Origin of the sequence: Streptococcus suis S735 (assembly GCF_000294495.1) — a bacterium.
GTDB classification, from domain to species: Bacteria; Bacillota; Bacilli; order Lactobacillales; family Streptococcaceae; genus Streptococcus; species Streptococcus suis.
In genome coordinates, this window is sequence record NC_018526.1 from 1966997 (window position 1) to 1980887 (window position 13891).

Annotated in this window: 10 protein-coding genes, 3 tRNA genes and 1 other annotated feature; of the genes, 7 read left to right on the forward strand and 6 right to left on the reverse strand. The window is 37.6% G+C overall.

Features of this window, described 5'->3' with window-relative positions; translation table 11 throughout:
• Position 1 precedes the first annotated feature (1 nt).
• Entirely contained in the window at positions 2–1096 is a 1095-nt protein-coding gene (gene recF / locus YYK_RS09670; RefSeq protein ID WP_012028050.1) for a DNA replication/repair protein RecF, read from the forward strand.
• A gap of 271 nt (positions 1097–1367) precedes the next feature.
• On the opposite strand, the gene guaB is transcribed toward recF, so the two are convergent.
• Together guaB and trpS are read right to left on the reverse strand one after the other, a co-directional pair.
• Positions 1368–2849, reverse strand: coding sequence for an IMP dehydrogenase (guaB, locus tag YYK_RS09675; protein ID WP_012028051.1), 1482 nt, complete (start codon positions 2847–2849; stop codon positions 1368–1370).
• Between the two features lie 231 nt (positions 2850–3080).
• Positions 3081–4106, reverse strand: a complete 1026-nt coding sequence (gene trpS, locus YYK_RS09680) for a tryptophan--tRNA ligase (protein WP_012775414.1) — start codon at positions 4104–4106, stop codon at positions 3081–3083.
• Between the two features lie 46 nt (positions 4107–4152).
• Positions 4153–4359: a binding site (T-box leader), on the reverse strand.
• 101 nt (positions 4360–4460) lie between these two features.
• Between trpS and YYK_RS09685 the strand changes: the two genes are divergently transcribed.
• The 3 genes from YYK_RS09685 (at position 4461) to YYK_RS09695 (ending at position 9906) form a co-directional block, all read left to right on the forward strand.
• Positions 4461–5333: a YitT family protein gene (locus YYK_RS09685; protein WP_012775460.1), complete on the forward strand. Its 873-nt coding sequence runs from the start codon at positions 4461–4463 to the stop codon at positions 5331–5333.
• Positions 5334–5397: 64 nt separating this feature from the next.
• Positions 5398–7020 carry an ABC-F family ATP-binding cassette domain-containing protein gene (locus tag YYK_RS09690; protein WP_012775415.1) on the forward strand — a complete coding sequence of 541 codons (1623 nt, stop codon included), beginning with the start codon at positions 5398–5400 and terminating at the stop codon, positions 7018–7020.
• A gap of 306 nt (positions 7021–7326) precedes the next feature.
• A complete protein-coding gene (locus tag YYK_RS09695; protein ID WP_012028056.1) occupies positions 7327–9906 on the forward strand; it encodes a YfhO family protein in 2580 nt (859 codons plus the stop codon).
• Positions 9907–9974: 68 nt separating this feature from the next.
• Here YYK_RS09695 and YYK_RS09700 read toward each other — a convergent pair.
• Positions 9975–10047 (reverse strand) — tRNA-Asn (locus YYK_RS09700).
• Between the two features lie 5 nt (positions 10048–10052).
• Positions 10053–10124 (reverse strand) — tRNA-Glu (locus YYK_RS09705).
• 111 nt (positions 10125–10235) lie between these two features.
• On the opposite strand from YYK_RS09705, the gene YYK_RS09710 reads away from it, so the two are divergent.
• Positions 10236–10309 (forward strand) — tRNA-Arg (locus tag YYK_RS09710).
• Here YYK_RS09710 and YYK_RS09715 read toward each other — a convergent pair.
• Together YYK_RS09715 and rlmH are read right to left on the reverse strand one after the other, a co-directional pair.
• A complete protein-coding gene (locus YYK_RS09715) occupies positions 10307–10990 on the reverse strand; it encodes a YoaK family protein (protein WP_012775416.1) in 684 nt (227 codons plus the stop codon). The two genes, YYK_RS09710 and YYK_RS09715, sit on opposite strands and share 3 nt — an antisense overlap.
• 24 nt (positions 10991–11014) lie before the next feature.
• Positions 11015–11494 carry a 23S rRNA (pseudouridine(1915)-N(3))-methyltransferase RlmH gene (gene rlmH / locus YYK_RS09720; RefSeq protein WP_012028058.1) on the reverse strand — a complete coding sequence of 160 codons (480 nt, stop codon included), beginning with the start codon at positions 11492–11494 and terminating at the stop codon, positions 11015–11017.
• Positions 11495–11667: 173 nt separating this feature from the next.
• On the opposite strand from rlmH, the gene YYK_RS09725 reads away from it, so the two are divergent.
• Together YYK_RS09725 and YYK_RS09730 are read left to right on the forward strand one after the other, a co-directional pair.
• Positions 11668–12864, forward strand: a complete 1197-nt coding sequence (locus YYK_RS09725; RefSeq protein ID WP_012028059.1) for a S1C family serine protease — start codon at positions 11668–11670, stop codon at positions 12862–12864.
• Between the two features lie 60 nt (positions 12865–12924).
• A complete protein-coding gene (locus YYK_RS09730; RefSeq protein ID WP_012775418.1) occupies positions 12925–13689 on the forward strand; it encodes a ParB/RepB/Spo0J family partition protein in 765 nt (254 codons plus the stop codon).
• Positions 13690–13891 lie beyond the last annotated feature (202 nt).

Below are 13891 nucleotides of genomic sequence, written 5' to 3' on the forward strand. Positions count from 1 at the left end.
CATGTGGCTAGAACGATTAGAGTTACAACATTTTCGCAATTACAACCAATTAGATATTGAGTTCCACAAAGGGCTCAATGTCTTTTTAGGCGAAAACGCCCAAGGAAAAACCAATATTCTAGAATCTATCTATGTTTTAGCCTTAACACGAAGTCATCGAACACGGACAGATAAGGACCTACTACAGTTTCAAGAAAAGGAATTATCTATTTCTGGTTTACTCCATCGCACAAGCGGTAAAGTTCCCCTTGACATTCACTTGACAGACAAGGGACGAGTGACCAAGGTCAACCATCTCAAACAAGCCAAGCTTTCCAACTATATCGGCCACATGAATGTTGTTCTCTTCGCCCCTGAAGATTTACAGCTGATAAAAGGTGCGCCTGCTTTGAGAAGAAAGTTCATCGATGTCGAGCTCGGGCAAATCAAGCCACTCTATCTCTCTGACCTATCGAATTATAACCACGTTTTAAAACAAAGAAATACTTACCTCAAATCTACAGATAAGATTGATGAGAACTTCCTATCTGTGTTAGATCAGCAACTTGCTGAATATGGTAGTCGTGTTATCCAACATCGTATTGACTTTCTAAAGAAATTAGAGGAATTCGGAAATAGAAAAGTTCAAGAAATATCTGGCAATCGGGAAGAATTGACAATCGAATACCAGACCTCAATCGAATTGACAGATGATGTCAATTTAATTGACAAATTCTTGACGGAACTAGAAAAGTCTCGTAAACGTGATTTATTTAAGAAAAATACAGGAGTTGGACCACATCGAGATGATGTAGCTTTCTTTATAAATGGAATGAATGCCCATTATGCTAGCCAAGGTCAGCACCGCAGTCTCGTTCTGTCACTCAAACTAGCTGAAATTGAGCTGATGAAAGAAGTCACACGAGAGTACCCAATTCTACTCTTAGATGATGTTATGAGTGAGCTGGATAATAATCGTCAAATCAAACTATTAGAAACTATTACAGATACGATTCAAACATTTATTACAACGACATCTTTAGACCATTTACATAAGCTACCTGATAGTTTAAAAATCTTCCATATTGAGTCTGGTAAGGTTACTGAGTCAGAATAAGATTGTTTACACTATCGTCAATAAAGTTTACAAAAAAGTAAAGACCCTGTCAAGAGGGTCTTGCAGAACGTAGACAAACTCCTAAAAATATAAAAAATTGAAGAAGTTTGCGAAAGATAGCAAGTTATTAAACTCTTAGAAATATTGATATTTCGGCGTTTCTGAGAGTTTTTTTATTTTCAATATAAAGAAAAAAAGATTGAAGAAAATTGTCCAAAATGGACTTTTTCTTCAATCTGAAAGACCCTGCCAAGAGGGTCTTGTTTTTGTTTTACTGAACTGAATAGTTTGGAGCTTCGTTTGTGATTTGAACATCGTGTGGATGGCTTTCTTTCAAACCAGCACCTGACATTTCGATGAATTGTGCATTTTCATGCAATTCAGTCAAGTTACCAGCACCTACATAGCCCATACCTGAGCGAAGTCCACCAACCATTTGGAAAATCATATCTGCAACAGAACCTTTATAGGCTACACGTCCTTCAATTCCTTCTGGAACAAGTTTGTTGGCTTCATTGACAGATGCTTGGAAGTAACGGTCTTTTGAACCTTGTTTCATGGCAGCGATAGAGCCCATACCACGATAGGTCTTGAACTTACGACCTTGGAAGATTTCTGTCTCACCTGGTGCTTCATCAGTTCCTGCAAACATAGAACCAAGCATAACGGCATGACCACCAGCGGCAAGTGCCTTGACAATATCTCCTGAATACTTGATACCACCATCAGCGATAATCGTTTTACCATATTCACGCGCAACACCAGCTGCATCATAGATAGCTGTCACTTGTGGTACACCGACACCTGCGATAACACGTGTTGTACAGATTGAACCTGGTCCAATACCGACCTTCACAACATCAACACCAGCTTCATAAAGAGCACGAGCTCCTTCAGCTGTGGCAATGTTGCCGGCAATCAAGGTACGAGTTGGGAAGTGGTCACGGATTTCTTTAATCTTGCGAAGAACGCCTGCTGAGTGACCGTGAGCTGTATCGATGACAATCGCGTCTGCACCCGCTTCAAAAAGGGCTTCTGCACGTTCAAAAGTATCAGATGTAACACCAACAGCACCCGCAACCAAGAGACGACCAAATTCATCCTTCGCAGCATTTGGGAACTCAATCACTTTCTCAATATCTTTGATGGTAATCAAGCCTGACAAACGACCATTTTCATCAACCAATGGCAATTTTTCAATACGATGCTTGTGAAGAATAGCCTCCGCAGTCGCAAGATCTGTTCCAACTGGCGCTGTCACCAATTCATCGCTTGTCATGTTGGTCGAAATTGGCTGTGAGTAATCTGAAATGAAACGCATATCGCGGTTGGTGATAATACCGACCAACTTACGATTTTCCAATGTTTCAACGATTGGCACACCGGAAATACGATAAGTAGCCATCAATTTCTCAGCTTCAGCAATGGTGTGTTCTGGTGTTAAGAAGAATGGATCGATAATGACACCATTTTCAGAACGTTTTACCTTACGCACCTCATCTGCCTGCTCCGCGATAGACATGTTCTTATGGATGACGCCCAAACCACCTGCACGCGCCATAGCGATAGCCATTTTGCTATCTGTTACTGTATCCATGGCAGCAGAAATAATCGGAAGATTAAGGGTCAAATTTGGTGCTAATTGTGTTTTTAAATCAATATCATGTGGTAATACATGACTTTCAGCCGGAATAAGTAATACATCGTCGAAAGTAAAGCCTTTTTTCAAAAATTTAGTGTCCCAGTTTGACATTTTCTTCCTCTTTTCTTATTTAATATGTAGCATGATTGCTATTTGTATTTTAATTATGATAACATTTTGAAATCATTTGTCAATCATTATTCGCTTTAATATCATCATTCCTAAAAATTCAGAAAATTCTATTCAGTCTTATACATAAAATTCGAACGTTTGTTTTTTGCTACGTCGTAAAACAAATGAAAAAAACAACATTTTCTCAACATTGCTCTTTCATTGTTAACCTTATTTAAAATAGTTGATTCCCATAGCAGATTTCACTTGGTCAAGAGTTTTCGCAGCAACTTGGCGAGCTCTTTGGCTACCTGCTTCCAACATTGCATAGACCTGTCCCATATCCTGTGCAAACTCCAGACGGCGTTCACGGATTGGTCCTAATTCTCTCTCTAAAATGTCCAGCAAATAACGTTTGGTCTTCACATCGCCCAAACCACCACGTTGATAGTGCTCCTTCATAGCCTCAATCTCAGCCTTATCTTCTTCGCGCCCAAAGACGTCAAGATAGTGGAAAACCATGTTTCCTTCAATCTTACCTGGGTCTTCAACACGGATGTGGTTGGGATCAGTGTACATGGACATGACTTTCTTCTTGAGCGTATCCATGTCATCTGCCAGATAAATACCATTTCCAAGTGATTTAGACATCTTGGCATTGCCGTCCAAACCTGGCAAGCGACCAGCTGCCTCATTTTCAGGATAAATGCCCTCCGGCTCTACCAAAATATCAGTCTGGTAAGCATGGTTAAAGCTACGAACGATTTCACGAGTCTGCTCAATCATAGGTTTCTGGTCATTTCCTACTGGAACAAAGTTTGCCTTGAAGGCTGTAATATCCGCCGCTTGTGACACAGGATAGACCAAAAAACCAGCTGGAATTCCTTCGCCAAATCCCTTCTGAGCAATCTCAGTCTTCACTGTAGGATTGCGTTCTAGACGTGCAACAGATACCAAGTTCATGTAGTACATGGTCAACTCTGCCAATTCAGGAATTTGACTCTGGATGAAAATCGTTGTCTTAGCTGGATCAAGTCCTGCCGCTAGATAATCTAGTGCTACGTTTCCAACGGATTCAACAATCTTTTGCGGTTCCTTTGCATGATCTGTCAACGCTTGTTGGTCTGCTAAAAAGACAAAAAGTTCATGTTGACCTGCATCCTGTAATAAAACACGATTTTTCAACGAACCAACATAATGTCCAATATGTAATTTGCCTGTTGGACGGTCTCCTGTTAGGATAATCGGTTTACTCATAAAATGTTCTCCTTTTACATAATAAAAGCCCACGCACAGAAAACTGTGCGAGGGCGTCAAGGACACGGTGCCACCTCACTTATAAGCATTAAATAAGCTTACATCTTTTTGCACATAAGGCCTGCTAGCCGAATCCTTATTTATTCAGATTCTATTCACTCAGTCCATTCATAAGCGACTCTTGTTTGTTTACACCAACCACAAACTCTCTAAAAATTATCCACTTACTACTCTTCTGATTGATTCCTATTATAACCGCAAAAAATTAGAAAGTCAAGCTGACAAAGCCTTGACGATACTGTCTAAATTAGGGATAATAGAAATTGCTTTTATAACACTAACCAAGGAGAATATATGAAAGAACGTATAAAGGACTTTATCTCTGTCACACTCGGATCAGTTGTCATGGCCATTGGATTTAACAGTTTTTTTCTAGAGAATAATATCGTATCTGGTGGTGTCGGAGGTTTAGCAATCGCACTCAATGCTCTTCTGAGGTGGAGTCCGTCTGATTTTGTCCTCTACTGTAACATCCCTTTATTAATCATCTGTTGGTTTTTCTTAGGAAAATCTGTATTTATCAAAACTGTCTATGGTGCTATCATCTATCCTCTTTGCATCAAGTTGACAGCAGGTTTACCCAACTTGACAGAAAATCCTCTCCTAGCTGCTATTTTCGGTGGAATTATCCTAGGTTTTGGACTTGGGCTTGTCTTCCTTGGAAATTCTTCTACTGGTGGAACAGGTATTCTTATTCAATTTATTCACAAGTACACCCCTTTATCATTAGGTCTGACAATGGCTATTATTGATGGTATTATCGTTGGTCTTGGATTTGTTGCCTTCGATACTGATACTGTTATGTACTCGATTATTGCCCTAATGACCATTACTTATATTGTCAACCGCATGATGTCTGGTACCCAATCTTCTCGAAATGTCATGATTATTTCTCAAAAATCAGAAGAAATTAAAGACTATATTACTAAAGTTGCTGATCGCGGTGTGACAGAACTTCCAATTATCGGTGGCTTTACAGGAGTTGACAAGCGCATGTTGATGACTACCATCTCTATTCCAGAAATGCAGAAACTTGAGACAGCGGTATTAGAAATTGATGAAACTGCCTTTATGGTTGTTATGCCTGCGAGTCAGGTGCGTGGACGTGGCTTCAGTCTTCAAAAAGACCATAAACATTATGATGAAGATATTTTGATTCCAATGTAATTCATTGAAAATTCAAGTTCTTTCTAGTACAATAAAACTAATAGACAGAAATAGAGGAGAAACTATGCTTACAGTATCAGACGTGTCGCTTCGCTTTAGCGATCGCAAATTATTTGACGATGTCAATATCAAATTTACAGCAGGAAATACCTACGGTTTGATTGGTGCAAACGGGGCCGGTAAATCTACATTTTTGAAAATTCTTGCTGGTGACATCGAGCCATCAACAGGTCATATTTCACTTGGACCAGACGAACGCCTTTCTGTACTACGTCAGAACCATTTCGACTATGAAGACGAACGCGTCATTGACGTAGTTATCATGGGGAATGAGCAACTTTACAGCATCATGAAAGAAAAAGATGCTATTTACATGAAGGAAGATTTTTCTGATGAAGATGGTGTTCGTGCTGCTGAATTAGAAGGTGAGTTTGCTGAACTTGGTGGCTGGGAAGCTGAAAGTGAAGCTTCTCAATTGCTCCAAAACCTCAACATTTCAGAAGACCTCCACTACCAAAACATGAGCGAATTGACCAACGGTGAGAAGGTTAAGGTCCTCTTGGCTAAGGCACTTTTTGGTAAACCAGATGTTCTTCTTTTGGACGAGCCAACCAACGGTCTGGACATCCAATCTATCAACTGGCTCGAAGATTTCTTGATTGACTTTGAAAATACGGTTATCGTCGTGTCACACGACCGCCACTTCTTAAACAAAGTATGTACCCATATGGCCGACCTTGACTTCGGTAAAATCAAGATTTTCGTTGGTAACTATGACTTCTGGAAACAATCTAGCGAACTAGCAGCTAAACTACAAGCTGACCGTAATGCAAAAGCAGAAGAAAAAATCAAAGAACTACAAGAATTCGTTGCCCGTTTCTCTGCTAATGCTTCTAAGTCTAAGCAAGCTACTTCACGTAAGAAAATGTTGGACAAAATCGAGTTGGAAGAAATCATTCCTTCTAGCCGTAAGTATCCATTTATCAACTTCAAATCAGAACGTGAAATCGGTAATGACCTCTTAACAGTTGAAAACTTGAAAGTTGTTATTGATGGTGAAACGATTCTTGACAATATCAGCTTTATCCTGCGCCCAGGTGACAAGACTGCTCTTATTGGTCAAAACGACATCCAAACAACTGCTCTCATTCGTGCTCTTATGGGCGATATTGAATATGAAGGTACTGTCAAGTGGGGTGTCACTACTAGTCAATCCTACTTACCAAAAGACAATACTCGTGACTTTGATACAAACGAATCTATCCTTGATTGGCTCCGTCAATTTGCCAGCAAGGAAGAAGATGACAATACCTTCTTGCGCGGTTTCTTGGGACGTATGCTCTTCTCGGGTGATGAGGTTAACAAACCTGTAAACGTCTTGTCAGGGGGCGAAAAAGTGCGCGTGATGTTGTCAAAACTCATGCTCCTCAAGTCAAATGTCTTGGTCTTAGATGATCCAACCAACCACTTGGACTTGGAATCAATTTCCAGTCTGAACGATGGTTTGAAAGCTTTTAAAGAGTCCATCATCTTTGCCAGCCATGACCACGAATTTATTCAAACTTTAGCAAACCATATCATCGTCATTTCTAAAAACGGTGTTATCGACCGAATCGACGAAACTTATGATGAATTCTTGGAAAATGCTGAAGTACAAGCAAAAGTACAAGAACTTTGGAAAGCATAATAAAAAGAGGCTGGGACTTTTGCCCAGCCTCTCTTCTCAGAGTTCGTGTCAACATCTCAGCGCAGTGGTTGATTGCCAGATTTGTTCGTGTTTCACACTCCAAATCTGGCCATTACGACTGTTGCGAACAAAGTTCGCCTTATCTCCAACCTCAAACTGTCTCCCAGACAGTTTGAGCTGTGCGGGGGTGGGAGTGAAACAGTCTGGGAATAGACTGTTTCAGCTCAACAACTAGAAATAAAGACTTGTTGACGAACTCTTTTTTGACCGGTCAAGTTCTTTCCCACTTCCTTTTCTTTTAAATCTATGAAAAAAATATTTACAAAAACATCCATTTATTATCTCTTATCTTTCCTTATTCCGCTGACTATTATTTCTATCGTCTTAGCATTTCAAGGAATCTGGTGGGGAAGTGATACAACAATATTGGCCAGTGATGGTTTCCATCAGTATGTTATTTTTAATCAAACATTACGAAATACTTTACACGGAGACGGCTCTTTATTTTACACATTTTCAAGTGGTTTAGGACTCAATTTTTATGCTCTATCCTCCTATTACCTAGGTTCATTCCTATCTCCAATTGTCTTTTTCTTTGATTTACAATCCATGCCTGACGCTATCTACCTTGTCACTATTGTCAAATTTGGATTGACTGGGTTGTCAACTTATTTCAGTCTAAAGGGTATCCATAAAAATTTGAAAGAAGAATGGGCACTATTACTCGCTACTAGTTTTTCTCTGATGAGTTTTAGTACAAGTCAATTAGAAATAAACAACTGGCTAGACGTTTTTATACTCCTCCCACTCGTTCTTCTTGGATTGCATCGATTATTAAAAAAACAGGGTCCGATTCTCTACTACATAACATTAACATGCTTGTTTATCCAAAACTATTACTTCGGTTATATGGTGGCTATTTTTCTAACATTATGGACATTGGTTCAATTATCATGGATAGATAGTCAGAGAATCAAAAGATTTATCAACTTTACAATAGTGTCAATTTTATCTGCTCTAAGCAGCATGTTCATGTTGTTACCAACCTACTTGGATTTAAAAACTCATGGTGAGACATTTACAAAAATTGTCAACCTAAAAACCGAAGACTCTTGGTATCTGGACTTCTTTGCAAAAAACTTAGTTGGTAGCTTTGATACAACAAAATTCGGTTCTATTCCCATGATCTCTGTTGGTCTCGTTCCATTAATACTCGCTTTATTATTCTTTACATTAAAAGAAATAAAACCAACTGTCAAACTCTCCTATGCTCTATTCTTTACATTCATTATTTCAAGTTTCTACCTACAACCACTCAATCTTTTTTGGCAAGGTATGCATGCGCCAAACATGTTCCTCTATCGTTATGCATGGGCTCTATCAATAACCGTTATCTATTTAGCAGCAGAGACATTGGTACGACTACGTCAAGTAAGTATTAAAAATTTTACTCTGATTGTTTCATTTTTACTCATTTGCTTTACTTCTACCTTTATTTTTAGAGATCATTATGAGTTTCTAACGGATGTAAATTTCCTACTCACACTAGAATTTCTAATAGCCTACTTCATTCTTTTTGTAGCAATGATTCGCTATAAATCATCCTTAAAATGGATTAATATTGTTTTATTGTTCTTCACTTTCTTAGAACTTGGATTACATAGTCATTATCAGGTTCAGGGGATTTCTGATGAATGGCATTTTCCTAGCCGATCAAACTATGAAGAAAAATTGACAGATATTGACAGTATTGTAAAGTCTACAAAGACTACAACTGATTCATTTTATCGTATAGAACGTCTATTACCACAAACTGGCAATGATAGCATGAAATTCAATTACAACGGTATTTCTCAATTCTCCTCCATTCGAAATCGTGCTTCCAGCTCAGTACTAGATAAGCTCGGTTTCCGTTCAGATGGTACCAATTTGAATCTTCGCTATCAGAATAATACAATCATTGCTGATAGCCTATTCGGAGTCAAATATAATTTAGCTACTACGGACCCAAATAAGTTTGGTTTCACACTGAATCAGAGTCAGTCTACTATTAATCTTTACGAAAATAGTTTTAATCTAGGGTTAGCCCTATTGACTGAAGGGATTTACAAAGATGTCAATTTTACAAATCTGACTCTCGATAATCAAACAAATTTTCTTAATCAACTAACAGGGCTATCTCAAAAATACTACCACACTTTATCAGATGTTGTTTCACAAAATACAGTTGAACTGAGCAATCGAATGACTGTCAACAAAGTGGACAATGAGGATGCTGCAAAAGCAACTTTCTTAGTAAATATACCTGCAAATAGCCAAGTATACTTAAATTTGCCAAATTTAACATTCTCAAATGAGAATCAAAAAAAAGTTGTCATTACTGTCAACAATCAGTCAAGTGAGTTTACACTAGATAATGCTTTCTCTTTCTTCAATGTGGGGAGCTTTACTACAGATGTACAGGTTCAAGTCAATGTATATTTTCCTGAAAATAATCAAGTTTCTTTTGATAAACCACAATTTTATCGATTGGACTTATTAGCTTTCCAACAGGCTATTTCCATTCTCCAAGAAAAACAAGTAGTAACAAAAACTGATGGTAATAAAGTAACTGTTGATTTTGTAACCGATAAAGAATCCTCACTCCTCCTTACTTTACCCTATGATAAAGGATGGAATGCAACCATTGATGGTAAACCTATCAAAATCCAAAAAGCGCAAGATGGTTTTATGAAAGTGGATGTAAGTCCAGGTCAAACTAAACTAGTTTTAACCTTTGTACCAAATGGTTTCTATCTAGGTTTACTGATTTCTTTTGGTGCAGTTTTTGTATTTTTCTCCTATCAATTCATTGGATACTATTATTCTAAGAACCGAGAATACTAAACTTTCTCGGTTTTTTCTTGTAAAAAACAAAAAACCTTGATTTCTCAAGGTTTCCTATGCTTTATCTACTCCGCCAACAGGGCTCGAACCTGTGACATCATGATTAACAGTCATGCGCTCTACCAACTGAGCTATGGCGGAAGAAATAGTCCGTACGGGATTCGAACCCGTGTTACCGCCGTGAAAAGGCGGTGTCTTAACCCCTTGACCAACGGACCATTTTTAGAACAATAACTAGTATAATACATGTGACTTTGTTTGTCAATACATTTTTTGATTTTTTATTGTATTGACAGAGTGCTTTGTTTAATGTAAAATAAAATGGTTAAGGTTCCATAGCTCAGCTGGATAGAGCATTCGCCTTCTAAGCGAACGGTCGCAGGTTCGAATCCTGCTGGAATCATTTAGACCTACCTCGAGTAGGTCTTTTTTCTTGCCATAATTCATAATTAATATATAACACTGGCAAAATCAGACCAATAAGGGCATATTCTTCAAATTGGAAGGATAGGTGAGTAGATATGATGACACCTAGCATAAACCCTATAATGGTCAATAAGATGTTTCTACCTGTTTTTCTAAGTTCTGAATCTTTTTCAATAACTCCTTTAAACCAGAGATAAGCAGCATTTTTGACATTCCCTGTCATCATCACATTGGCATACGGAGCACCTCGTAACCTTCTAAATGTTTCTACTTGAATAGAGGCTACGAAGGCTAGACTAGCAATTGTAAAAGACGCAGGCATTATAGGTGAGAGAATGATAGTTAGTAAAATAAGAACTAACATCATTACACTACTACCAAAGTGCCAAGACCATGTTTGTTTTTCAAAATACCTTCTTGCTAAGTAGGTAAAAAATTGTCCGAATACAAAAAATAAAATGGGAATGGAAAAATTAACTACCTGCGCAAAATCACCTTTAGCTAAAAAATAAGCTAGGGAAATAACATTTCCAGATTGTACGCCAGCAAAGCGACCACCCTGAGTCACAAAAGTAAAGGCATTTAAATAACCACTGATAAACGTTAATGAACAAGCAATTCTCAATCCCTCAAAAACACGATACTCTTTTTGATTCATTTTCACTCCTTGTTTCACGTGAAACTACTTATGATATGGGCTTCCCTGCTGAATCATAAATGCACGATAAATCTGCTCGATGAGAACTAATTTCATTAGTTGATGGGGAAGTGTCAACTGTCCAAAACTCATCAACAAATTAGCTCTTTTTTTAATACAAGAATCGAGACCCAAACTACCACCGATGATAAAAGTTATATCTGAATACCCATTTACTGCAATGTCAGATATCCTTTGACTAAATTCTTCCGATGGAAATTGTTTCCCTTCTATCGCTAAGGCAATGACAAAATCTCGCTCTCCAATTTTAGACATAATTCTATCGGCTTCTTTTTTTAATATTTGTTCATTCTCTGCCTGACTGGCTTTATCTGGTGTTTTTTCATCAGGAAGCTCAATCATATCCAACTTAGTAAATCGTCCCAATCGTTTACTATATTCTGCAATACCTTCTTTGAGGTACTTTTCTTTCAATTTTCCAACGGTAATCAATTTTATTTTCATAAAATAATTGTAACATATCCACAAGCATACGACAGAAAATATTTTTAGAAAATCAGGATATGGCTACAGTTTTTCACATAATTCACAGAGTTATCCACAGGTTGTGGATTGATTTTTGAAAACTTTAAGTTATAATTAAGAAAGAAATAGTACTCTTAAGGAAAATTAAAGAAATGGAAAGGATTCCTTATATGAAAAAATATTTGAAATTTGCGATTTTATTTGTAATTGGATTTTTTGGGGGTCTTATCGGGGCCTTGTCAGCCTCTTTCTTCCAGCCACAGGTGCAACAAGCAAATTCTGCTATCACTAGTGTCAGCAATGTTCAATATAATAATGAAACTTCCACCACAAAAGCTGTAGAGAAAGTACAAAATGCTGTTGTGTCTGTTATTAATTACCAAAAATCAGCCAACAATAGTCTTGGTGTTATCTTTGGAAATATTGAATCATCTGACGAACTAGCTGTTGCTGGAGAGGGGTCTGGGGTTATCTATAAAAAATATGGTCAATATGCCTATATTGTGACAAATACGCATGTTATTAATAACGCAGAAAAGATTGATATCCTTTTAGCATCTGGAGAAAAAATTAGCGGTGAACTTGTTGGTTCCGATACATATTCTGATATAGCTGTTATAAAAATATCAGCAGATAAAGTCACTGCTGTTGCTGAATTTGCTGATTCCGATACAATTAAAGTTGGAGAAACTGCTATCGCAATTGGTAGTCCTCTAGGTAGCGTCTACGCCAATACAGTTACCCAGGGTATTATTTCTAGCTTAAGTCGGACAGTTACTTCACAATCAAAAGATGGACAAACAATCTCAACTAACGCTATTCAAACTGATACAGCTATCAACCCTGGAAACTCTGGCGGACCGTTAATCAATACCCAAGGACAAGTGATAGGCATTACCTCTAGCAAAATTACCTCAAGTTCTGCAAATAGCTCAGGCGTGGCTGTAGAAGGGTTGGGATTTGCTATTCCTGCAAATGATGCCGTAGCTATTATCAATCAGCTTGAAAAAACTGGACAAGTTAGCCGACCTGCTCTTGGAGTTCATATGGTTAACTTGACGACCTTGTCAACTAGTCAATTAGAAAAAGCTGGATTATCAAATACGGAATTAACATCCGGTGTAGTAATTGTCTCTACACAAAGTGGGCTACCTGCAGATGGAAAATTAGAAACTTTTGATGTTATTACTGAGATTGACGGAGAAGCTATTCAAAATAAGAGTGACCTCCAGAGCGCTCTCTACAAACATCAAATTGGAGATACAATCACTGTAACTTATTACCGCAATAATCAGAAACAAACTGTTGACATTAAGTTGACACATTCTACAGAAGAACTTAGCGAATAATTGACAAATGAGACTTTACACAATTGTAAAGTCTCATTTTTTTTGCTAGAATAAGGATATATGGAAGAATTACGTACACTAAATATTTCAGAAATCCATCCCAATCCCTATCAGCCAAGAATTCATTTTGATGAAAAGGAGCTACTTGAGCTCGCTCAATCTATTAAGGAAAATGGCTTAATTCAACCGATTATTGTAAGAAAATCTTCTATTATCGGATACGAATTATTAGCTGGAGAAAGAAGGTTGCGAGCCAGTCAATTAGCTGGACTGACTACAATACCAGCAGTGGTAAAAGAACTGACTGATGATGATTTACTCTATCAGGCTATCATAGAGAATCTGCAGCGTTCTAACTTAAATCCGATAGAAGAAGCAGCCTCTTATCAAAAATTGATTAGTAGAGGGTTAACACATGATGAAGTTGCTCAAATCATGGGAAAATCAAGACCATATATCAGTAATTTATTGCGCCTACTAAATCTATCATCTCAGACTAAACAAGCTGTAGAAGAAGGAAAAATTTCACAAGGGCACGCGCGACAATTGGTGTCATTTTCAGAAGAAAAGCAAGCCGAATGGGTTCAACTCATTTTATCAAAGGATTTAAGTGTGCGTACGCTTGAAAAATTAATAGCTGCAAATAAGAAAAAACACACTAAGCTTAAACAACGCGACCAATTTTTAAAAGAACAGGAAGATTCACTCAGTAAAACTCTTGGAACAGCTACAAAAATTATCAAGAAGAAAAACGGGAGCGGAGAAATTCGGATTAGCTTTAATGACCTCGATGAATTCGAAAGAATTATCAACAATTTTAAATAGACTTGTTTACAATTTATTTTTATAAACACTCTTTTCCACACTAAAATCATTACAAAAAGTCAGGACCAGCAAGGGTTCTGACTTTTATTCACATCTTGTGGAAAACTTTTCTTAACAGTGTGGATTTTAAAAATTATCTGTGGAAAACTTTTGTTTTTTATGGTACACTATTCTAACGAATATAATGTGAAAGGGGGAAAAT

Coding starts and splice junctions, on each gene's coding strand:
- YYK_RS09715 (WP_012775416.1), bottom strand. CDS start 10,990: ATGAATCAAAAAGAGTATCGTGTTTTTGAGGGATTGAGAATTGCTTGT.
- YYK_RS09690 (WP_012775415.1), top strand. CDS start 5,398: ATGCTTACAGTATCAGACGTGTCGCTTCGCTTTAGCGATCGCAAATTA.
- rlmH (WP_012028058.1), bottom strand. CDS start 11,494: ATGAAAATAAAATTGATTACCGTTGGAAAATTGAAAGAAAAGTACCTC.
- guaB (WP_012028051.1), bottom strand. CDS start 2,849: ATGTCAAACTGGGACACTAAATTTTTGAAAAAAGGCTTTACTTTCGAC.
- trpS (WP_012775414.1), bottom strand. CDS start 4,106: ATGAGTAAACCGATTATCCTAACAGGAGACCGTCCAACAGGCAAATTA.
- YYK_RS09730 (WP_012775418.1), top strand. CDS start 12,925: ATGGAAGAATTACGTACACTAAATATTTCAGAAATCCATCCCAATCCC.
- YYK_RS09725 (WP_012028059.1), top strand. CDS start 11,668: ATGGAAAGGATTCCTTATATGAAAAAATATTTGAAATTTGCGATTTTA.
- YYK_RS09685 (WP_012775460.1), top strand. CDS start 4,461: ATGAAAGAACGTATAAAGGACTTTATCTCTGTCACACTCGGATCAGTT.
- YYK_RS09695 (WP_012028056.1), top strand. CDS start 7,327: ATGAAAAAAATATTTACAAAAACATCCATTTATTATCTCTTATCTTTC.
- recF (WP_012028050.1), top strand. CDS start 2: ATGTGGCTAGAACGATTAGAGTTACAACATTTTCGCAATTACAACCAA.